This window comes from Actinomadura sp. 7K534, assembly GCF_004348575.1.
GTDB classification, from domain to species: domain Bacteria; phylum Actinomycetota; class Actinomycetes; order Streptosporangiales; family Streptosporangiaceae; genus Spirillospora; species Spirillospora livida.
In genome coordinates, this window is the sequence record NZ_SMKB01000134.1 from 1 (window position 1) to 19829 (window position 19829).

The following is a 19829-nucleotide window of genomic DNA, read 5'->3' on the forward strand; positions in this document are numbered from 1 at the left end:
TGGTCAGTTCGTCCGGGAGCCCCCGGCTGGAGCGGATGGCGCACACCCTCCTGGTGGAGACCCGCATGTGCCTCAACGCGCTGCAGGACACCTACCCGGAGCCGTCCGAGCTGGTCGAGGAGCACCGACGGCCGGCGACCGCGTCGGCGTACCTGTTCCAGGTCTCCGCCTCGGCCGTGCGGCCCTGCCCGCTGAGCAGCAGAGCGAGGTTGCGCATGGCGGCCGGGTCGCCGGCCTGGGCCGCCTGCCGGTACTGCCGCTCGACCAGCGCCTCCGCCTCCCCCTCGGCCAGCGCGGGCGCGGGGGTGTCCGGCCGGGGCCGGGCCTGCGCGGTGTCCTGGGCACGCGCGGTGCCCTGGGTCTGCGCGGCGCCTTGGGTCTGCGCGGCGCCTTGGGTCTGCGGGGGCCGGCGGACGTCGCTGGAGATGAGCCGGTCCAGCAGGGTCTGGGCGGACGGGCGGCGCGCGGGGTCCTTGGCCAGGGCCGCGCCGACCGCGGCGAGGAGCGTGCCGTCCAGCCCGGACAGGTCCGGGTCCCCGCTGACGATCTGGTGGATGATCGCCGGGATCGAGTCGCCGCCGAAGCACGGCCTGCCGTTCGCGGCGAACGCCACGGTCGCGCCCCAGGCGAACACGTCGGACGCCGGGCCGGCGCCCCGCCCGTCGAGCTGCTCGGGCGCCATGAACGCGGGCGTGCCGACGATGCCGCCGGTCGCGGTGAGCCGCGTGCCGTCCAGGGACCGGGCGATGCCGAAGTCGATGACGCGCGGCCCGAACGTCGACAGCAGCACGTTGGCGGGCTTCAGGTCGCGGTGGACGACGCCGGCGTCGTGGATCGCGGTCAGCGCGGTCGCGATCCCGACCGCGACGGCCTCCAGGTCGGCGCCGCGCAGCGGGCCGTCCTTGCCGACGGCGGCCTTGAGGCTCGGCCCGTTGACGAACTCGGTCACGAGGTAGGGCGGGTCCGCGGCGGGGTCGGCGTCCAGGACCGGCGCCGTGCAGAACGGCCGGACCCGCTGCGCCGCCGACACCTCGGCCTGGAACCGCGCCCGGTACCGCCGGTCGGCGGCGAACTCGCGCCTGATGACCTTGATGGCGACCTTGCTCCCGCGGTCGTCCAGCCCGGCGAACACCGTGCCCATGCCGCCCTCGCCGATACGGTCCACGACCCGGTAGGGGCCGATGCGTTCGGGCAGGTCAGGCTGCGACACGGGGCGTTCTCCTCGGGGATGGGGCCTCGGTCCCACAAGCCTGGCATATCGGGATGCGCGCAGGGGGGCGCCCGCCCCATGCCGGAGATCTTTCGGGGTCTTTCGTCAGCGCATACTTACGAGTATGGTTTCCGTACTATGGAGTATGGTGAGGAGATCGTCCGGCGGGCGCGGGAGCTGGCGCCGGTACTGAACGAGCGGGCCCGCGCGGCCGAGGAGGCGCGGCGGCTGTCCGACCAGACCGTCGCCGACCTGGCCGGGACGGGGCTGTTCCGGATGCTCGTGCCGGAGCGGTTCGGCGGCGGCGGGCAGGGCTTCGGCGCCATGGTGGCGGCGTGCCGGGAGATCGGCGCGGGCGACGCCTCGGCGGGCTGGCTGAGCGTCATCTACACGCTGCACAACTGGATGATCGCCCTGCTGCCGGAGGAGGCGCAGCGGGAGGTCTGGGCGGACCGGCCGTACGCGCTGGTGCCCTGCACCCTCGCGCCGAACGGGACGGCCGAGGCCGTCGACGGCGGGCACCGCGTCACCGGGCGCTGGTCGTGGGGCAGCGGGGTCATGCACGCCGACCACGTGATGGTCATGGCGCTGGTCACCGTGGCCGACTCGATCGAGCCGCGGCTGTTCCTGCTGCCGCGCGAGGACGCCGAGGTCCACGACGTGTGGCACACGAGCGGGATGCGCGGCACCGGCAGCAACGACATCGAGATCAAGGACCGCTTCGTGCCGGCGCACCGGTCGGTGCCGCTGACCGACCTCACCGAGGGCAGGTCGCCCGGTTCGCGGGTCCACGACGGCGCGATCTACCGCATCCCGCTCGTCCCGGTGTTCGCGCTCACCGGGGCCGCGCCCGTGCTGGGCGTGGCCGAAGGCGTGCTCGCCCGGTACGCGGAGCGGATGCAGGGCCGGGTGATGGCGTACACAGGCGTGAAGCAGCGCGACCTGATGAGCGGGCAGATCCGGCTGGCGAAGGCGACCGCGGACCTGGCCGCCGCGCGCCTCCTGCTGGAGGACGCGGTGCGCCACCTGACGGAGACCTACGAGTCGGGCGGAGGCTACGGGATCGCGGAGCGCGCGCGGTCGCGGCTGGTGGCGGCGCACGTGGCCGGCGTCGCCCGTACGATCGTGAACGAGCTGTGCGCGTCGGGCGGGGCGAGCGTCCAGTTCGCGGACTCCCCTTTCCAGCGCGCGCAGCGGGACGTGAACACGATCTCGGCGCACGTGGTCTTCGACGCCGACGCCACGTACGCCCTGTACGGCAGGACCGCGCTGGGCATGGAACCCGATCCCATGACCCTGGTCTGAACGGAGAGCGGTGGGCGGGACGACGAGCCGGGCGCGCGTGGCCCGGCGGGACTGGATCGAGGCGGCCTACCAGGAGCTGGCGCGGGCCGGCGAGCGCGGTGTCGGGATCAACGCGCTCGCCGCCCGGCTCGGCGTCACCAAGGGCAGTTTCTACTGGCATTTCAAGGACCGGTCCGAGTTGATGCGGGCGCTGCTGGACCGGTGGGCGCACGAGCGCACCGACGAGGTCCTGGCCCTCGCGCTGGGCAGCACGCCCGATCCGCTGGAGCGGCTCCGGCGCATCCAGGCGCTCGGCCGCGAGGTCGCGCCGGTCGACCGGGCGATGCGGCTGTGGGCGCAGCACTCCCCCGACGCGGAGGATGCGGTGCGGCACGCCGACCGGGCGCTGCTGGGCCACATCGCCGGGTGCCTGGACGAGCTGGGCTTCGCCCCCGAGGAGGCCCGGCTCCGGGCGCTGCTGATGCTGCGGGCGTGGGTCGGCGGCTACCTCGTCCCGTCCCCGGACGAGGGCGAGGCGCCCGGCGCCGACCACACCCTCGGGATCTTCCTCGCGAACCCTTCTATTTCCTGATTTCGCCGGATCGGTCTTGCGCCCGACCCGACCCTGAACTGTAGTCTGGACAGGTGTCCAGAACAACCGATCGCTTGCTTCTGCTGGACGGGCGGCTGACCCCGAGCGCGGACGGCGGCGCCTTCGAGACCATCGATCCCGCCAACGAGGACGTGCTCGGCACGGCCGCCGACGGCACCCCGGCCGACATGGACCGCGCGATCGGCGCCGCCCGCCGCGCGTTCGACGAGACCTCCTGGTCCACGGACCCGGCGTTCCGGGTCCGGTGCCTGCGCCAGCTCCGGGAGGCGATGCAGCGGCGCTCGGACGAGCTGCGCGAGCTGACGATCCGGGAGGTCGGCGCGCCCCGGTTCCTGACCTTCGGCGGCCAGCTCGACGCGCCGGTGGACGACCTCGGCTGGTTCGCCGGGCTCGCCGAGTCCTACGAGTGGGAGCGGGACCTCGGCCGCGCCGAGCCGATGGGGATGCCCAGCCACCGGCGGATCCGCCGGGAGGCCGCGGGCGTCGTCGGGGCGATCACCCCGTGGAACTTCCCGCACCAGATCAACCTGGCCAAGCTGGGCCCGGCGCTCGCCGCCGGCAACACGGTGGTGCTCAAGCCGGCGCCCGACACCCCGTGGTGCGCGGCGGTCCTCGGCGAGATCATCGCGGAGGAGACCGACATCCCGGCGGGCGTCGTCAACGTGGTCACCTCGTCCGACCACGGGCTGGGCGCGCAGCTCGTCGAGGACCCCCGCGTCGACCTGGTGACGTTCACCGGCTCCACCGCGACGGGCCGCACCGTCATGGCGAGCGCGGCCGCCACCCTCAAGCGGGTCTTCCTGGAACTCGGCGGCAAGTCGGCGTTCATCGTGCTGGACGACGCCGACCTCAAGGCCGCCTGCTCGTACGCGGCGTTCTCCGGAATCGCCCACGCCGGGCAGGGCTGCGCGATCACCACCAGGATCCTCGTCCCGCGCGCCCGCTACGACGAGGCCGTGGAGATCACGGCCCGGTCGCTGGCGAAGCTCGGCGCCGGCGACCCCGATGACGACCGGACGATCTGCGGCCCGGTGATCTCGGCGCGGCAGCGCGACCGCATCGAGGGCTACCTGGGACTGGCCGTCGAGGAGGGCGGGTCGTTCGCCTGCGGCGGCGGCCGGCCCGAGGGCCGCGACAAGGGCTTCTGGATCGAGCCGACCCTCATCACCGGGCTGGCGAACGACTCCCGCACCGCCCGCGAGGAGATCTTCGGCCCGGTGCTGGTGATCATGCCCCACCACGGCGACGACGACGCCGTCCGCATCGCCAACGACTCGCCGTACGGGCTGTCGGGCGCGGTGCACGGCGGCGACCTGGAGCGGGCGCGTGCGGTCGCGGGCCGGCTGCGCACCGGGACGGTCAGCGTGAACGGCGGCGTCTGGTACAGCGCGGACGTCCCGTTCGGCGGCTACAAGCAGTCCGGCATCGGCCGCGAGATGGGCGTGGCCGGTTTCGAGGAGTACCTGGAGACCAAGGCGATCGCGGAGGGGCTATGAGGTTCGAGGGGCGGGTGGCCGTCGTCACCGGGGCCGCGCAGGGGATCGGCGAGGCGTACGCGCGGGCGCTGGCGGCCGAGGGCGCGTCCGTGGTCGTCGCCGACGTGGACGAGCGCGGCCGGGCCGTCGCCGACGACATCAAGGGCGCCTTCGTGCGGACGGACGTGTCCGATCCGGCGTCGGTCGAGGCGATGGCGGCGGCGGCCGTGGAGCGGTTCGGCGGCATCGACCATCTCGTCAACAACGCCGCCATCTTCGGGACGATGAAGCTGGACTTCCTCTTCACCGTCGACTGGGACTACTACAAGAAGTTCATGTCCGTGAACATGGACGGCGCGCTGCTGTGCGCGCGGGCCTGCTACCCGCACATGCAGGAGCGCGGGGGCGGTTCGATCGTCAACCAGTCGTCCACCGCCGCGTGGCAGTACTCCGGCTTCTACGGCCTGGCCAAGGTCGGGGTCAACGGGCTCACCCAGCAGCTCGCGCACGAGCTGGGCAGCATGAACATCCGCGTGAACGCGATCGCGCCCGGACCGATCGACACCGAGGCGAACCGGACGGTCGTCCCCGGCGGCATGTCGCAGAAGATCGTCAAGGAGAAGATGGCGCTCAAGCGGATGGGCACGCCCGAGGACCTGGTCGGGATGTGCCTGTTCCTGCTGTCTGACGAGGCCGCCTGGGTCACCGGGCAGATCCTCAACGTGGACGGTGGCGAGGTGTTCCGAGCATGAGCGAAGCGAACCGGGGGGCGCGGGGGGTCGTCCCCCCGCAAAAGACAGGCATGAGTCCGGAGGGGACGCGAAGCGTCGGGTTCGTCGGGCTCGGGCAGATGGGCGCGCCGATGGCGCAGCATCACACCGGGCGCGGCCTCGTCGTCCACGACACCCGCCCCGAGGCGGTCGCGCCGCTGGTGAAGGCGGGGGCGCGGGCGGCGCGGAGCGTCGCCGAGGTGGCGGCCGCCTGCGACCTGGTGTCGATCATGGTCCGGGACGACGCCCAGGTGGCCGAGGTGGGCGAGGAGGTCATCGCCAGCGCCCGCCCCGGGACCGTCCTGGCGATCCACTCGACGATCCGCGCGAAGACCGCCGAGGACCTGGCCGCGAAGGCGCGGCGCTACGGCATCGAGGTCGTGGACGCGCCGGTCAGCGGCGGGTTCATGGGGGCGAGCGCGGGCAGCCTCGCCGTCATGGTCGGCGGGACGGACGAGGCGTTCGAGCGCTGCCGCGAGCCGTTCGGCGACTGGGCGGACCTCGTCCTGCACATGGGCCCGGTCGGCGCGGGCACCCGCACGAAGCTGGCCCGCAACATGCTGCACTTCGTGTCGTTCACCGCGGCGGCCGAGGCGCAGCGGCTGGCGGAGGCGTCGGGGGTGTCGCTCCGCAAGCTCGGGCGGATCGTCCGGCACTCCGACGCGATCACCGGCGGCGCCGGGTCGATCATGCTGCGGCCGACGACCGCGCCGCTGGAGCCGGACGACGACCTGTACGACATCCTCCGCCACACCCGCGACCTCGGCGAGAAGGACCTGTCCCTCGCCCTGGAACTGGCCGGTGAGCTGGGGGTGGACACCCCGTTCGCCCGCCTCGCCCTGGAGCGGTTCGGTGCGGGCCTGGGCCTGATGGGAGACAGGGATGACTGAGAAGGACGAACGGCGCGCCCGTGGCCTGGAGATGATGCGCAAGGTCTACGGGTGGGAGATCGAGGACGCGCCCGGCGAGTTCTTCGGCATCACCGTCGACCACCTCTTCGGCGACATCTGGACGCGGCCGGGGCTGAGCATGCGCGACCGGCGGCTGCTCCTCATCGGCGTGCTGGCGGGCCAGGGGCTGAACGACGTCCTCGACATCCAGATCCCGGCGGCGCTGGCCAACGGCGAGCTGTCACCGGACGAGCTGCGCGAGATCGGCGTCTTCCTGACCCACTACGTGGGCTGGCCGCTCGGTTCCCGGCTGAGCGTCCAGATCGACACCCTCATCGCCAAGCACGAGAAGCGCGCCCGCAAGAACGAATCCCCTTAAATACGGAACTGACGGAACCCGCGGTATGCCGCGGGCGTCGAACGTCCATGCGTGGTCGTGTCTTCGCTCCGGTCGCGGGCGTGCTGTTCCTGGCGGCCGGCTGCCACGGCTCCCCCGGTGCCGCGGACAAACCCAGCCGAGCACCGATGCGGCTCGTCGCCTACGACGACTGCGAGGCCCTCCACGAAGGGCTGCGTGAGGCGACCGCCGACCGCGTCGGGCCGCACGGGCTGCACGACGGCATGCCGGTCGGCCTGCCGGAGGGCGACATCGCCCTGAAGGGCCCGCGGTCCGCCGCCGGCGCGGCCCCCGGCGAGCCGCCCCGGCACTCCACCACGAACGCCCACGAGAAGGACGCGGACGAGCCCGACCTCGTCAAGACCGACGGCCGCAGGATCGTGACGATCGCCCGCGGCGACCTCGTCCTCATCGACCCCGCGACGCGCAAGGTCACGGACACCCTGGAACTGCCGGGCAGGGGCCTCCACGGTGAGGCCCGGCTGCTGCTCAGCGGCGACCGGGTGCTCGTCCTGGACGAGGAGTCCCCCGTGAGTCCGCTCCCCCGGCGGCCGGCACCGGGAGCGGGGGACTCGCCCGTGCCGCAGACCCCGGGGCCCACCACGCGCCTGACGCTCGTCGACATCTCCGCCGCCCCGAGGGTCGTCGGCACGATGACGAGCCACGCCCACTACCTGGCCGCGCGGCAGAGCGGCCCGACGGTCAGGGTCGTGCTGAAGTCCGTCCCCGACATCCACTTCCCCGGCGGCAACGGCGTGGAGGAGGCCACCGAGGCGAACCGGAGAGCCGTGGTGACGGCCCCGCTCGAAGCCTGGCTCCCGATTTTCCGCGTCGAGGCCGGCGGCCGGTCGAGCGACCACCGGGTGCCGTGCGACCGGGTCAGCCGCCCGGCCTCGTACGCGGGTTCGACCATGCTGAGCGTCTTGACGTTCGACCTCTGCAAGGGGCTCGGCGACCCGCAGGCGATCGGCGTCACCGCGGACGGGAGCACCGTCTACGGCAACGGGAAGAGCCTGTACGTCGCCGCTGCTCCCCCCGGCGCGTCCCTGTGGAGGCCGCGCGGGAAGCAGTCCGAGGAACGGACCGACGTGCACAAGTTCGACGTCGGCGGCGAGGGGCGTCCCCGCTATGTGGCGTCGGGCTCGGTCAAGGGCTTCCTGCTCAACCAGTACTCCTTGTCGGAGCACGACGGGAAGCTGCGCGTCGCCACGACCACCGGCCGGTTCGCGCGCGACGACCGGTCGTCGCAGAGTTCGGTGTACGTCCTGGACCAGGCCGGGAACCGCCTGCGCCAGGCCGGACGCATCGACGGACTCGGCAAGGGCGAGCGGATCTACTCCGTCCGGTTCATCGGCACCACCGGCTACGTCGTGACGTTCCGGCAGGTCGACCCCCTGTACGTGCTCGACCTGAAGGACCCGGGCCGCCCCCGCCTCACCGGCGAGCTGAAGATCCCCGGCTATTCGGCGTACCTGCACCCCACCAAAGAGGGGAACCTCCTCGGAGTAGGGCAGGACGCCGACCGCACCGGGAGAACGACGGGCCTCCAGGTCTCGCTTTTCGACGTCTCCGGCGCGCAGCCCCGCAGACTGGACAACCACACGCGGCCCGGGACGATGTCGAAGGCGGAGTTCGAGCCGCACGCCTTCCTGTACTGGCCGGACTCCGGCCTGACCGTCGTCCCCGAGAGATCCCGGCTCGATGGAAAGGCCGAGGCCCTCGTCCTCAAGGTGACCGCGTCGTCCATCAGCAGGCTGGGGACCGTCCGCCACCCGCCCGGCGACCGGAACGGCGGCATCGACCGCTCCTTGATCATCGGCGACACCCTGTGGACGTTCTCCGACAACGGCGCCAAAGCCACCAACGCAGCCACACTCAAACCCTCAGCATGGCTGCCCTACAACTAATCCCCCAGTGACCCCAGCCACGCACGTGAGCGCGTTACCTGACCGGGGAGGCAAAGCCGAAGGCGAGCCTCCCCGGGAAGATCGCGAAGCGATGCCGCGCTCGCACAGGCCAGGTCACGCAGCGAGCGCCAGCGAGCGAAGTGGGCCTGGCCTGCAATCAACGCAGCCCGGTGGAGCGGTGCACGGCCGTCTGGATGAGGCGGTCGACCAGCGCCGGGTAGTCGAGCCCGGTCGCGGCCCACATCTGCGGGAACGCCGACGCGGGGGTGAAGCCCGGCATGGTGTTGATCTCGTTGAGGATCCAGCCGCCGTCGGGGGTGTGGAAGAAGTCGACGCGGGCGAGGCCCTCGCAGTCGAGCGCGTCGAACGCCTGGACGGCGATGCGGCGGACCTCCTCGATCGCCGCGGGCGGCAGGTCGGGGGGGATGGCCATGGTGGTGGAGCCGTCGAGGTACTTGGTCTCGAAGTCGTAGAAGTCGTGGTCGCCCCCCATCAGCACCTCGGCGGGGAGGCTCGCCTCCGCGGGGCCGTCGTCCATGCCCTGCAGGACGCCGCACTCGATCTCGCGGCCCTCGACCGCGGCCTCGACGATCACTTTGGGGTCGTGCTCGCGGGCCGCCTCGACCGCGGCCTCCAGGTCGGCCTCGGCGGTGACGCGGGTGATGCCCATGCTCGATCCGGCCCGGGCGGGCTTGACGAAGACGGGCGTGCCGTCCGCGAGCCCCAGTTCCTTGATCTCGTCGATCTTGCGCTTGCGTTCGCGGCGCCACTCCCGGTCGCCGACCAGGACGTACGGGCCGACGGGCAGGCCGCGCGCCTGCCAGACCAGCTTCATGAAGCCCTTGTCCATGCCGACGGCGCTCGCCAGCACCCCGGCGCCGACGTAGCGGACGCCCGCGAGGTCGAGGAGCCCCTGGATCGTGCCGTCCTCCCCGTAGGGGCCGTGCAGCAGCGGGAGGACCACGTCCACCTCGCCGAGCGTCTCCGGGACCCGCCCGGGTTCGACGACGAGCAGGCCGCGGTTGCCCGGGTCGAACGGCAGCGCGAGGACGCCGCCCTCGCCGGTCACCTCGGGCAGCCGGCCGCCCTCGATCGCGAGCGGGAGGTCGGCGGGCGGCAGCACCCAGCGCCCGTCGCGGGCGATGCCGACCGGCACCACCTCGTACCGGTCCCGGTCGATGGCGGCCATCACGGCCCCCGCGGTGACGCAGGAGATCGCGTGCTCGGAGCTGCGTCCGCCGAAGACGACGGCCACGCGGATCTTCGAAACCTGGGACATGACGTCCGACCCTATCGGTGATCAGCCCGGGCGGGCCAAGAGCGGTTCCGGTACGGCGGTCCCGCCGGCCGGTCCGGCCGGGGTGCCGTCACAGCCCGTACCGTTCGGGTTTCGGGGAGCGGGAGATCAGCGAGATGGCCGCCTCCTTGATCGGCATGCCGTGGTGCAGGACGGCGGTGACCGCCTCGGTGATCGGCATCTCGACGTTGTGCTTGCGGGCCAGCTCCAGCACCGCCTCCGCCGACTTGACGCCCTCGGCGGTCTGCTTGGTGACGGAGATGACCTCGTCCAGCGTCATCCCGCGGCCGAGGTTCTCGCCGAAGGTGCGGTTGCGCGACAGCGGGGACATGCACGTCCCGACGAGGTCGCCCATCCCGGCGAGCCCCGCGAAGGTGTGCTCGTCCGCGCCGAGCGCCGCGCCCAGCCGGGCGATCTCGGCGAGTCCCCGGGTCATCAGCAGCGCCTGCGTGCTGGCGCCGAAGCCGAGCCCGACCGCCATGCCGACGCACAGCGCGACGATGTTCTTCACCGCCCCGCCCAGCTCGCAGCCGACGACGTCGGTGGAGGTGTAGACGCGGAAGTACGGCGTCATCGTGGCGGACTGCAGGCGCCGCGCGGCGTCCTCGTCGGCGCAGGCGGCGACCGCCGCGCCGGGCTCGCCGCCCGCGACCTCGCGGGCCAGGTTCGGCCCGCAGAACACCCCGACCCGCTCGGCGGGGACGTTCGCGACCTCGCCGATGACCTCCGACATCCGCCGGGACGTGCCGAGCTCGACGCCCTTCATCAGGCTGACGAGGACCGCGTCCGGCGGCAGCAGCGGCAGCCAGGCGCCGAGGTTGTGCCGGAGGGTCTGCGCCGGGACGGCCAGCGCGACGAAGTCGGCGCCCGCCAGGGCCTCGGCCGGGTCGAGGGTGGCGCGGACGCCCGCGGGCAGCGTGACGCCCGGCAGGTAGTCGGGGTTCTCGTGCCGCTCGTTGACCGCCTCCACGACCTCGGGGCGGCGGCCCCACAGGACGACCTCGCCGCCGGCGTCGTGCAGCAGCTTGGTGAACGTCGTCCCCCAGGACCCGGCCCCCATCACCGCGGTGCGGTACGTCACGAGTCGGCCGCCTTAGGGTCGCCGGTCCGCTGCCGCGCCCGCTCAGAGACCGCAGCCTCGGGAACCGCCGGCTCGGGAACCGCCGGCTCGGGGACCGCCGGCTCGAACGCCTCGCCCGCCGCGCGGGCGGCGGCGCGCCGCTCCTCCAGGACCCGGTGGTGGTCGTAGCGCTCCTTGGGCGGCTCCTCGCCGCGCAGCTCGCCGAGCAGGCCGGTGATCGCCGCCATGACGTCGTCGGTGGCGGCCCGCAGCGTCTCCCTGGTGAGCGGGCGGTCCGCGTACCGGGACAGGTCGACGGGCGGCCCGGCGGCCACCTTCATCGTCTTGCGCGGGAAGGGGTGGAAGCCCTTCTTCAGGCGTCCGGCGAGGCCCGTCCGCGCGCCCTTCTTCTTGTAGGGCAGGAGCTCGTGCGCTCCCCAGTTCGCCACGGGGACGACCTTCGCGCCGGTCGTCAGCGCCATCCGCGCCACTCCGGTCTGCCCGGTCATGGGCCACAGCTCGGGGTCACGGGTGCAGCTGCCCTCCGGGTAGAACATGAGGCACTCGCCGTCCCGCAGGGCCTGCTCGGCGTCCCGCAGGGCCAGGGACGCGTCGGCCCGGTCGCGGTAGACGGGGATCTGGCCGGTGCCGCGCAGGACGGTCCGGATGAACCGGGTGTCGAAGAGCGTCGACTTGGCCAGGTAGACGGGGTAGCGGCCCGCCCCGTACACGAAGTGGGCGAGCGCGAGCGGGTCCGCCTCGGAGATGTGGTTCGCGGCGATGATGACGCCGCCCTCGCCCGGCACGTTGCCCCGGCCGCGCCAGTCCCGTTTCAGCAGCGCGTGGAGCAGCGGGCGCAGGATGACGATCGTGAGCTTCCGCCAGGCAGGCGAATACCCGTGGCTCATGCCCCGTCTCCCCTCCTCAGTCGGTCCCCGAGCGAACGCAGGGTGCCCACAAGTGTCGCGGGTGCGTACGCATAGTGTCGAGTTGCCATGTCTACATCACAGAGCAGGTCTACATCACAGAGCAGCGGGTCTCGTCTCCAGTGGTCGCTCGTGGTGCCGGTGAAGGTGCTGGCGCGGGCGAAGACCCGCATGTCCGCGGCGGCGGGCCCGCACCGCGAGGCCCTCGCGCTGGCGGTGGCGACCGACACGGTGGCCGCGGCGCTGCGCTGTGCGCGGGTCCGCACCGTGATCGTTGTCACCGACGATCCCCTCCCGGCCGCCGACCTGGCCGCCCTCGGCGCCCTCGTCGTGCCCGACGTGCCGGACGCCGGGCTGAACCCGGCCCTCGTGCACGGCGCCGGCCGCGGCCGCGAACTGGCCCCCGGCACCGGCATGGGCGCACTATCGGCCGATTTGCCCGCTTTGCGGCCTCTTGAACTTGCCAGGGTGCTCGACGCGGCCGCACGGGCGCCGGAATCCTTCGTCCCGGACGCGGCCGGCATCGGCACGACCCTCTACACGGCCCGGCCCGGCGTCGCGTTCTCCCCCGCCTTCGGCGGCGAGTCCCGCGCGGCGCACCGGGCCCGCGGCGTCCGCGAGATCCTGCTCCCCGGCACCGACAGCGTCCGCCGCGACGTCGACACCGTCGAGGACCTCAGGGCCGCCCTCGAACTTGGCGCGGGTCCCCGCACCACCGCGGTGGCGGCCCGCCTGCCCGCCTTCGCCTAAGGTTCGGGTATGCAGGCGACGGTGAAGGGTTTCGATGCCGCGACGCGGTCGGGGAGCGTGCTCCTCGACGACGGGACGGAGCTGCCGTTCGACGGCGAGGCGTTCGCGGCGGGCGGGCTGCGGCTGCTGCGGCTCGGGCAGCGGGTGAACCTCGCGATGGACGGCGACCGGATCTCGGTCGTCACGCTGTCGACCTTCCCGCTGCCGCCGCGCGACTGAAGGGCCGCTCATACGGCAGCGCCCGGGACCGTTATGGCATGGTCCCGGGCGCTGCCGCGGTGAGGCTACTTCTTTCCGGCCACCAGGTTCTTGAAGTCCGCCCCTGCCTTGAACTTCGGCACGGACGTCGCGGGAACCTCGATGGTCTTGCCCGTTGCGGGGTTGCGGGCCGTACGGGCAGGCCGGTCGGCCTTCTCGAACGAACCGAACCCGGTGATCGCGACCTTGTCGCCCTTGGCGACGGCGTTCTGGATCGCCTCCAGGATGGCGTCGACGGCCTCGGCTGCGGCCTTCTTGCTGCCCAGCCGGTCAGAGATGGCGTCGACCAGCTCACGCTTGTTCATGGGTTACTCCTCTGTTCCCCCCTTGCCCGAACGAAACTAAGGGACCCTCAGCATGGACACAATCACCTGCACGCACGAGTTGGCGTGTCGCTGGCGTTTTTGTCGCACTCGCCCCCATCTCGCCGGGTGACCGGACCGGATCCGGCCACTGCGCACGCTAACCGACGTCGGGCGTCTCTTGGAAATCGGCGAGGAACGTCTCCAGCCTGCGGGCGGCCAGTCCGGCGTCCCGTTTCGCGAGATCGGTGATCGCCAGGAGGTGCCGGATGAGCCGCTGCCGGTCCTCGGGGGGCAGCGGCGCGACCGCCCGGTGCGCGTCCCGGAGCCGGTGTGCCAGCCGGGTCAGCTCGGGGTCGTCCCACTGAGGCTGTGTTCTCATGCAGTGCTCTCCTCCTTCGGGCCTGGCGGCCCTCCATCGTCGAGAACTGCGTGCGATCGCTGCATCGCTCCGGCTCGCCCAGAGGCTCGCTGCGCGATCAGGTTTCTCGCAAGCTCGAAACCTGCCTTCGGACGCGATCGCGACGATTGAGGTCAGCGCGTGGTTGCGGCAGTGGCTGGTGTTGGTGGTTCCCCAGCATGCTAACCGGGGCCAGAGACCTTCCGGTCTCTGGCCCCGGTCTCTGCGCGTTTCAGACCGTGGTGGGGAACCAGGGGGTGCGCTTGGCCTCGTAGTCGTCGATGGCCTCGGCGTGGCGGAGGGTGAGGCCGATGTCGTCCAGGCCCTCCATAAGCCGCCAGCGGGTGTAGTCGTCGATCTCGAACCGGGCGGTCACGCCGTCCCAGCGGACCTCTCGGTTCTCCAGGTCGACGGTGACCTCCAGCGCGGGGTCCTTCTCGATCCGCGACTGGAGGTCCTCGACCTGCTCCCCCGTGAGGACGACCGGCAGCAGCCCCATCTTGGTGGAGTTGTTGCGGAAGATGTCCCCGAAGCGCGGCGCGATGACGACGCGGAAGCCGTACTGCTGCAGGGCCCAGACGGCGTGCTCGCGCGACGAGCCGGTGCCGAAGTCGGGGCCGGCGACCAGGATGCCCGCGCCCGCGTACTGCGGCTGGTTCAGGACGAAGTCCGGGTCCTCGCGCCAGCCGGAGAACAGGCCCTTGTCGAAGCCGGTGCGGCTGACCTGCTTCAGCCAGACCGCCGGGATGATCTGGTCGGTGTCGACGTTGCTGCGGCGCATCGGGACCGCGCGCCCGGTGTAGGTGGTGAAGGCTTCCATCGTGGTTCCTTACAGGTCGGCGGGGGCGGTGAGACGGCCGGTGACGGCCGTCGCGGCGGCGACGGCGGGCGACACCAGGTGGGTGCGGCCGCCGGGCCCCTGCCGGCCCTCGAAGTTGCGGTTCGACGTGGAGGCGCTGCGCTCGCCGGGCGTGAGCTTGTCCGGGTTCATCGCCAGGCACATCGAGCAGCCCGCCTCGCGCCATTCGGCACCGGACGCGGAGATGACCCCGTCGAGGCCCTCCTCCTCGGCCTGCTTCTTGACCTCCATGGAGCCGGGGACGACCAGCATGCGGACGCCGTCGGCGACCCTGCGGCCCCGCAGGACTCCCGCGACCGCGCGGAGGTCCTCGATGCGGCCGTTGGTGCAGGAGCCGACGAAGACGGTGTCGACCGCGATGTCGCGGAGCGGCGTCCCCGCGGTCAGGCCCATGTACTCCAGGGCGCGCTCGGCGGACTGCCGCTGCACCGGGTCCTCGAAGGACGCGGGGTCGGGCACGGACGCGCCGAGCGGGAGGCCCTGGCCGGGGTTGGTGCCCCAGGTGACGAACGGGGTCAGCTCGGCCGCGTCGATCACGACCTCCTTGTCGAAGACCGCGTCGTCGTCGGTGCGCAGCGACGTCCAGTACTCGACGGCCCGGTCCCAGTCGTCGCCCCGGGGAGCGTGCGGACGGCCCTCGATGTACTCGAACGTGGTCTCGTCCGGCGCGATCATCCCGGCGCGGGCGCCGGCCTCGATGGACATGTTGCAGACCGTCATGCGGCCCTCCATCGACAGCGAGCGGATCGCCTCGCCGCGGTACTCGATGATGTGCCCCTGGCCGCCGCCGGTGCCGATCCGCGCGATGATCGCGAGGATGAGGTCCTTGGCGGTGACGCCCTCGGGCAGCGCGCCCTCGACGGTCACGGCCATGGTCTTCGGCTGGATCTGCGGCAGCGTCTGGGTGGCGAGGACGTGCTCGACCTCGCTGGTGCCGATGCCGAAGGCGAGGGCGCCGAACGCGCCGTGCGTGGACGTGTGCGAGTCGCCGCACACGACCGTCATGCCGGGCTGGGTCAGGCCGAGCTGCGGGCCCATGACGTGGACGATGCCCTGCCCGGCGTCGCCCATCGGGTGCAGCCGGACCCCGAAGTCGGAGCAGTTCTTGCGCAGCGTCTCGACCTGGGTGCGCGACACCGGGTCGGCGATGGGCTTCAGCAGGTCGGTCGTCGGGACGTTGTGGTCCTCGGTCGCGATCGTCAGATCGGGGCGGCGGACCGCGCGGCCCGCCATCCGCAGCCCGTCGAACGCCTGCGGGCTGGTGACCTCGTGCACGAGGTGCAGGTCGATGTAGAGGAGGTCCGGCTCACCCTCGGCGCGCCGTACGACGTGCGCGTCGTACACCTTTTCGGCCAGTGTTCGGCCCATCACTCCCACCTCACCTGCTGAACGAATCGTCGGCGCCCCATCGCGCCGTGGTCCGGGTCCATCCGACTTGCATCTCAAATTACGAGACGGCAATATCAAGACATGGACAACTCTAGCGGAGTCGGCGTACTTGACAAAGCCGTGCTCGTCCTGAACGCGCTGGAGGCGGGCCCGGCCTCGCTCGCCCAGCTCGTCCAGACGACCGGGCTGGCCCGTCCCACGGCCCACCGGCTGGCCGTGGCGCTCGAGCACCACCGCCTCGTCCATCGTGACACGCAGGGCCGCTTCATCCTCGGGCCGAGGCTCGCCGAACTCGCGGTGGCCGCCGGTGAGGACCGCCTCCTGGCGATCGCCCAGCCCATCCTGGCCCAGCTGCGCGACCTCACCGGCGAGAGCGCGTCGCTGTTCCGCCGCCAGGGCGACGTCCGGGTGTGCGTGGCCGCCGCCGAGCGCACCAGCGGCCTGCGCGACACCATCCCGGTCGGCGCGGCGCTCCCGATGACGGCGGGATCGGCCGCGCAGATCCTGCTCGCCTGGGAGGAGCCCGACCGGCTGCACCGCGGGCTGCGCAACGCCAAGTTCGAGGCCGCCACGCTGGCGTCCGTCCGGCGGCGGGGGTGGGCGCAGAGCGTCGGCGAGCGCGAGCAGGGGGTCGGTTCCGTGTCCGCCCCGATCCGCGGCGCGGGCGGCCGGGTGATCGCCGCGGTGTCGGTGTCCGGTCCCCTCGAACGCCTCAGCCGCTCCCCCGGCCGGCTGCACGCCGCGCCGGTCGCGGCCGCGGCCGAGAAGATCTCCGAGGGGATGCGCCGCACCGCGTCGTGAACCCGCGAGAACCGCAACCGGGAGGCCGGATGGACATCGACGAGTCGGCGCTGCGCGAAAGGCTCGGGCGGCTCACGCTCGACCAGAAGGTCCACCTGCTCACCGGGGACGGTTTCTGGACGCTCCGCCCCGTCCCGGAGATCGGGCTGCGGCGGATCACCATGTCGGACGGGCCGAGCGGCATCCGCGGCACGCGCTGGGACGAGCGCGACACGAGCCTGCTCTTCCCCAGCCCCACCGCGCTCGCCGCGACGTGGGACCCGGAGCTCGCCGAGCGGATCGGGCGGCTGAACGGCGCCCAGGCGCGCGAGCGGGGCGTGCACGTCCAGCTCGCGCCGACGGTGAACCTGCACCGGACTCCGCTCGGCGGGCGGCACTTCGAGAACTACTCCGAGGACCCGCTGCTCACCGCCCGCATCGGCGCCGCGTTCGTCCGGGGCGTCCAGTCCGCGGGGGTCGCGGCGACGGTGAAGCACTTCGTGGGGAACGACTCCGAGACGTCCCGGATGTCCTACGACGCGCGCATCGCCGACGAGGCGCTCCGCGAGCTGTACCTGCGCCCGTTCGAGGAGGCGGTGAAGGCGGGCGTGTGGGCGGTGATGGCCGCCTACAACGGGGTGAACGGCGCGCCGATGACCGAGAACCGGCCGCTGCTCACGGACGTGCTGAAGCGGCGCTGGGGCTTCGACGGCGTCGTGGTGTCGGACTGGACGGCGGTCCGCTCGACCGAGGAGAGCGCCAACGCGGGCATGGACCTGGAGATGCCGGGCCTGCCGACCAGCCCGTGGCGGGACAAGCTCGTCCAGGCCGTCCGCGACGGGCGGGTCGCCGAGGAGCTGATCGACGACAAGGTGCTGCGCGTGCTGCGGCTCGCCGCCCGGGTGGGCGCCCTTGAGGGATTTCCGGAGCCGCCGCCGGCGACGACGCCCGCCGACGCCCGCGCGCAGCTGCGCGACGCCGCCGCCAGGGCGGCGGTGCTGCTCCGCAACGACGGGGTCCTGCCGCTGGCGGCTCCGCGCAGGCTCGCCCTGATCGGGCCGAACGCGGTCCGGTTCAGCGCGCAGGGCGGCGGCAGCGCCCACGTCAATCCCGAGCACGTCGTGTCACCGGTGGAGGGACTTCGCCGGGCGCTGGGCGACGGCACCGAGCTGACCGTTCACCCGGGCGTGCATCCACATGAGCGGCTGGCGCCTATGCCGCTCGACCTGGTGACCGATCCCGAGACGGGCGAACCGGGTGTGCGGCTTGAGTTCCTCGACGCCGAAGGTGCCGTGCTCGGCTCCGAACTCCGCTTGGCGGCGCATTTCGTCTTCCTGGGCGGGCCGCCTAGAGGGACGGCTCAGATCGTCGTGCGCGCTCAGATGACACCGGCCGAGGATGGCGTCCACGCGTTCGCCATCACCGGAACGGGCGATTTCGAGCTGCGGGTGGACGGCACCGCCACGGCCGTGGCGCTGGCGCCCGGCCACGGCGACCCGGCCGAGGCGCTGATGCGCCCGCCCGAGCACCGCGTCCGGGCGGAACTGGCGGCGGGCCGTCCCGTCACCGTGGAGTTGCGGCACGCCCGCGCGCCGCGGCGGTTCGCGACGGTGTTCGGGCTCGGCTACCGCGAACCCCGCCTGCCCGAGGACGACGAGCTCGCCGCCGCCGTGGCCGCGGCGCGCGACGCCGACGCGGCCGTCGTGGTCGTCGGGACGAACGACGACGTGGAGAGCGAGGGCTTCGACCGGACGTCCCTGGCCCTGCCCGGCCGCCAGGACGAGCTGGTCTCCGCCGTCGCCGCCGCCAACCCGCGGACGGTCGTGGTGGTGAACGCGGGCGCGCCCGTCCTGATGCCGTGGCGGGACGAGGTGGCCGCGATCCTGTGGGCCTGGCTGCCGGGCCAGGAGGGCGGCGACGCGATCGCCGACGTGCTGACCGGGGCGGCGGAACCGGGCGGGCGGCTCCCCACGACGTTCCCCGCGTCCGACGACGGGGTCCTGTCGCCAGTTCCGGCAGCGGACGGCACCCTCGACTACGCGGAGGGCACGGCCATCGGCTACCGGCACTACGCGCCCGACCAGATCGCATACCCGTTCGGGCACGGCCTCGGCTACACGACGTGGGAGTACGGGCCGGTCACCGTCGCCGGCGGGGTGGCGGAGGTGACGGTCCGGAACACAGGTGGCCGATTCGGCCGCGAGACCGTGCAGCTCTACGCGGTGTCGGATGGTACGGCGAGGCGGCTCGCGGGATTCGCGGTCGCCGAGGCCGCGCCCGGCGAGTCGGTGACGCTGCGCATCGAGCTGGACGAGCGCGTCCGCTCGGCCGCCGAGGACGTCGATATCACCCCAACCCGGACGGACATTGGATAGTGCCGGTATCCGAGCGGCCACCCGGATAGCGTTGAACGTCCGGTCGAGAAGGGTACGGCGGTGCAGATCTCCGAGCTCAGCGATCGCAGCGGCCTGACGGTCCAGACGATCAAGTTCTACATCCGGGAGGGCCTGCTCCCGAAGGGCTCGGCGGTGAGCGCGACCAGGTCGGAGTACGGCGCGCGGCATCTGGAGCGGCTGCGGCTGATCAGCGCCCTGCGCGACGTCGGCGACCTCCCGGTCTCGGCGATCCAGCAGATCATCGCCGCCATCGAGGACGACCGCGTCAGCCTGCACGAGCTGTTCGGCACCACGCAGTACGCCATCGGCCCGCACGTCGCGGCGCCGCACGACCCGCACTGGCGCGCCGCCCGCGAGGACGTCGACGCCCTGGTCCGCGAGCTCGGCTGGACCGTCGGCGACCGCGCCCCCGCCCGCGACCTGCTCGCCCACACGTTCGTGGCACTGCGCCGCCTCGGCTTCCCGATCACCCTCCGCGACCTGCGGCCGTACGTGAAGGCCGCGGCCGAGGTGGCCGAGCACGAGATCGACCGGGTCGCCGACGGGACGCCGCGCGCCCGCGCGGTGCACTCGCTGCTGGTCTCGACCGTCCTGTACGAGCAGGTGCTGACCGCCCTGCACCGGCTCGCCCAGGAAGACGCCTCGTCCCGCCGATTCGGCCGGAACTGAACGTCCCCGCCGTTACCGGGTGTTCGAATCCGGACGCGCCGACCCATGCGTGCCATGCATGGCTGCCGTGCGAAGCCTTCGCTGGTGACATGGCCGCCGGGTGCCTACCGTCGGTCGCGCCACCTCATCGCGACCACGGAACCGCTTGGAGGACGCCCCCATGCGCGTCAAGATCGGCAACCCCGCCACCGTCCCCC

Annotated in this window: 20 protein-coding genes and 1 pseudogene; 13 read left to right on the forward strand and 8 right to left on the reverse strand. The window is 72.7% G+C overall.

Annotated elements, in window-relative coordinates:
* Positions 1 to 131: pseudogene (locus tag E1266_RS39525) on the forward strand (GntR family transcriptional regulator); the annotation flags it as partial.
* Here E1266_RS39525 and E1266_RS23635 read toward each other — a convergent pair.
* Positions 92 to 1246 (reverse strand): serine/threonine-protein kinase, encoded by a 1155-nt coding sequence (locus tag E1266_RS23635; RefSeq protein ID WP_347876742.1) that lies wholly within the window; start codon positions 1244 to 1246, stop codon positions 92 to 94. The pseudogene E1266_RS39525 and the gene E1266_RS23635 sit on opposite strands and share 40 nt — an antisense overlap.
* Positions 1247 to 1348: 102 nt before the next feature.
* Between E1266_RS23635 and E1266_RS23640 the strand changes: the two genes are divergently transcribed.
* The 7 genes from E1266_RS23640 to E1266_RS23670 are packed head-to-tail and all read left to right on the forward strand — an operon-like array spanning position 1349 to position 8546.
* A complete protein-coding gene (locus E1266_RS23640) occupies positions 1349 to 2515 on the forward strand; it encodes an acyl-CoA dehydrogenase family protein (protein ID WP_165966184.1) in 1167 nt (388 codons plus the stop codon).
* A gap of 10 nt (positions 2516 to 2525) precedes the next feature.
* Complete coding sequence (locus E1266_RS23645) at positions 2526 to 3086, forward strand: TetR/AcrR family transcriptional regulator (protein WP_132050471.1); 561 nt, start codon at positions 2526 to 2528, stop codon at positions 3084 to 3086.
* Positions 3087 to 3139: 53 nt separating this feature from the next.
* Positions 3140 to 4603 carry an aldehyde dehydrogenase gene (locus tag E1266_RS23650; RefSeq protein WP_132050473.1) on the forward strand — a complete coding sequence of 488 codons (1464 nt, stop codon included), beginning with the start codon at positions 3140 to 3142 and terminating at the stop codon, positions 4601 to 4603.
* The gene (locus E1266_RS23655; RefSeq protein WP_132050475.1) at positions 4600 to 5334 is read left to right on the forward strand and encodes an SDR family oxidoreductase; all 735 of its coding nucleotides are present in this window, start codon (positions 4600 to 4602) and stop codon (positions 5332 to 5334) included. Before E1266_RS23650 ends, E1266_RS23655 begins: the two co-directional genes overlap by 4 nt.
* A 50-nt stretch (positions 5335 to 5384) precedes the next feature.
* Positions 5385 to 6242, forward strand: coding sequence for an NAD(P)-dependent oxidoreductase (locus tag E1266_RS23660; RefSeq protein ID WP_132050477.1), 858 nt, complete (start codon positions 5385 to 5387; stop codon positions 6240 to 6242).
* The gene (locus E1266_RS23665) at positions 6235 to 6621 is read left to right on the forward strand and encodes a carboxymuconolactone decarboxylase family protein (protein WP_132050479.1); all 387 of its coding nucleotides are present in this window, start codon (positions 6235 to 6237) and stop codon (positions 6619 to 6621) included. Before E1266_RS23660 ends, E1266_RS23665 begins: the two co-directional genes overlap by 8 nt.
* 47 nt (positions 6622 to 6668) lie before the next feature.
* The gene (locus E1266_RS23670; protein ID WP_132050481.1) at positions 6669 to 8546 is read left to right on the forward strand and encodes a beta-propeller domain-containing protein; all 1878 of its coding nucleotides are present in this window, start codon (positions 6669 to 6671) and stop codon (positions 8544 to 8546) included.
* Between the two features lie 157 nt (positions 8547 to 8703).
* Here E1266_RS23670 and E1266_RS23675 read toward each other — a convergent pair whose 3' ends face one another.
* From E1266_RS23675 to E1266_RS23685, 3 genes are all read right to left on the reverse strand, one after another.
* A complete protein-coding gene (locus E1266_RS23675; RefSeq protein WP_132050483.1) occupies positions 8704 to 9825 on the reverse strand; it encodes a D-alanine--D-alanine ligase family protein in 1122 nt (373 codons plus the stop codon).
* 88 nt (positions 9826 to 9913) lie between these two features.
* Positions 9914 to 10903: an NAD(P)H-dependent glycerol-3-phosphate dehydrogenase gene (locus tag E1266_RS23680; RefSeq protein WP_132050501.1), complete on the reverse strand. Its 990-nt coding sequence runs from the start codon at positions 10901 to 10903 to the stop codon at positions 9914 to 9916.
* 17 nt (positions 10904 to 10920) lie between these two features.
* Entirely contained in the window at positions 10921 to 11811 is an 891-nt protein-coding gene (locus E1266_RS23685; protein ID WP_132050485.1) for a lysophospholipid acyltransferase family protein, read from the reverse strand.
* An 87-nt stretch (positions 11812 to 11898) separates the two neighbouring features.
* Here E1266_RS23685 and cofC point away from each other — a divergent pair, with 87 nt between their 5' ends.
* Positions 11899 to 12579 (forward strand): 2-phospho-L-lactate guanylyltransferase, encoded by a 681-nt coding sequence (gene cofC, locus E1266_RS23690; RefSeq protein ID WP_132050487.1) that lies wholly within the window; start codon positions 11899 to 11901, stop codon positions 12577 to 12579.
* 9 nt (positions 12580 to 12588) lie between these two features.
* Positions 12589 to 12798, forward strand: a complete 210-nt coding sequence (locus tag E1266_RS23695; RefSeq protein ID WP_132050489.1) for a hypothetical protein — start codon at positions 12589 to 12591, stop codon at positions 12796 to 12798.
* Positions 12799 to 12863: 65 nt separating this feature from the next.
* Here E1266_RS23695 and E1266_RS23700 read toward each other — a convergent pair whose 3' ends face one another.
* The 4 genes from E1266_RS23700 to leuC form a co-directional block, all read right to left on the reverse strand.
* Positions 12864 to 13142: an HU family DNA-binding protein gene (locus E1266_RS23700; protein ID WP_021598708.1), complete on the reverse strand. Its 279-nt coding sequence runs from the start codon at positions 13140 to 13142 to the stop codon at positions 12864 to 12866.
* A 157-nt stretch (positions 13143 to 13299) separates the two neighbouring features.
* Positions 13300 to 13521 carry a hypothetical protein gene (locus tag E1266_RS23705; protein ID WP_132050491.1) on the reverse strand — a complete coding sequence of 74 codons (222 nt, stop codon included), beginning with the start codon at positions 13519 to 13521 and terminating at the stop codon, positions 13300 to 13302.
* A 250-nt stretch (positions 13522 to 13771) separates the two neighbouring features.
* Positions 13772 to 14359 (reverse strand): 3-isopropylmalate dehydratase small subunit, encoded by a 588-nt coding sequence (gene leuD, locus E1266_RS23710; protein WP_132050493.1) that lies wholly within the window; start codon positions 14357 to 14359, stop codon positions 13772 to 13774.
* Positions 14360 to 14368: 9 nt separating this feature from the next.
* The gene (gene leuC, locus E1266_RS23715) at positions 14369 to 15766 is read right to left on the reverse strand and encodes a 3-isopropylmalate dehydratase large subunit (protein WP_132050495.1); all 1398 of its coding nucleotides are present in this window, start codon (positions 15764 to 15766) and stop codon (positions 14369 to 14371) included.
* Positions 15767 to 15868: 102 nt separating this feature from the next.
* Here leuC and E1266_RS23720 point away from each other — a divergent pair, with 102 nt between their 5' ends.
* Genes E1266_RS23720 through E1266_RS23730 form a run of 3 tightly spaced genes read left to right on the forward strand, consistent with a single transcriptional unit; the run spans position 15869 to position 19632 of the window.
* Complete coding sequence (locus E1266_RS23720) at positions 15869 to 16588, forward strand: IclR family transcriptional regulator (protein ID WP_131980908.1); 720 nt, start codon at positions 15869 to 15871, stop codon at positions 16586 to 16588.
* 29 nt (positions 16589 to 16617) lie between these two features.
* Complete coding sequence (locus E1266_RS23725) at positions 16618 to 18942, forward strand: glycoside hydrolase family 3 C-terminal domain-containing protein (RefSeq protein ID WP_132050497.1); 2325 nt, start codon at positions 16618 to 16620, stop codon at positions 18940 to 18942.
* A 60-nt stretch (positions 18943 to 19002) separates the two neighbouring features.
* Complete coding sequence (locus E1266_RS23730; RefSeq protein ID WP_132050499.1) at positions 19003 to 19632, forward strand: MerR family transcriptional regulator; 630 nt, start codon at positions 19003 to 19005, stop codon at positions 19630 to 19632.
* Positions 19633 to 19829: the final 197 nt, after the last annotated feature.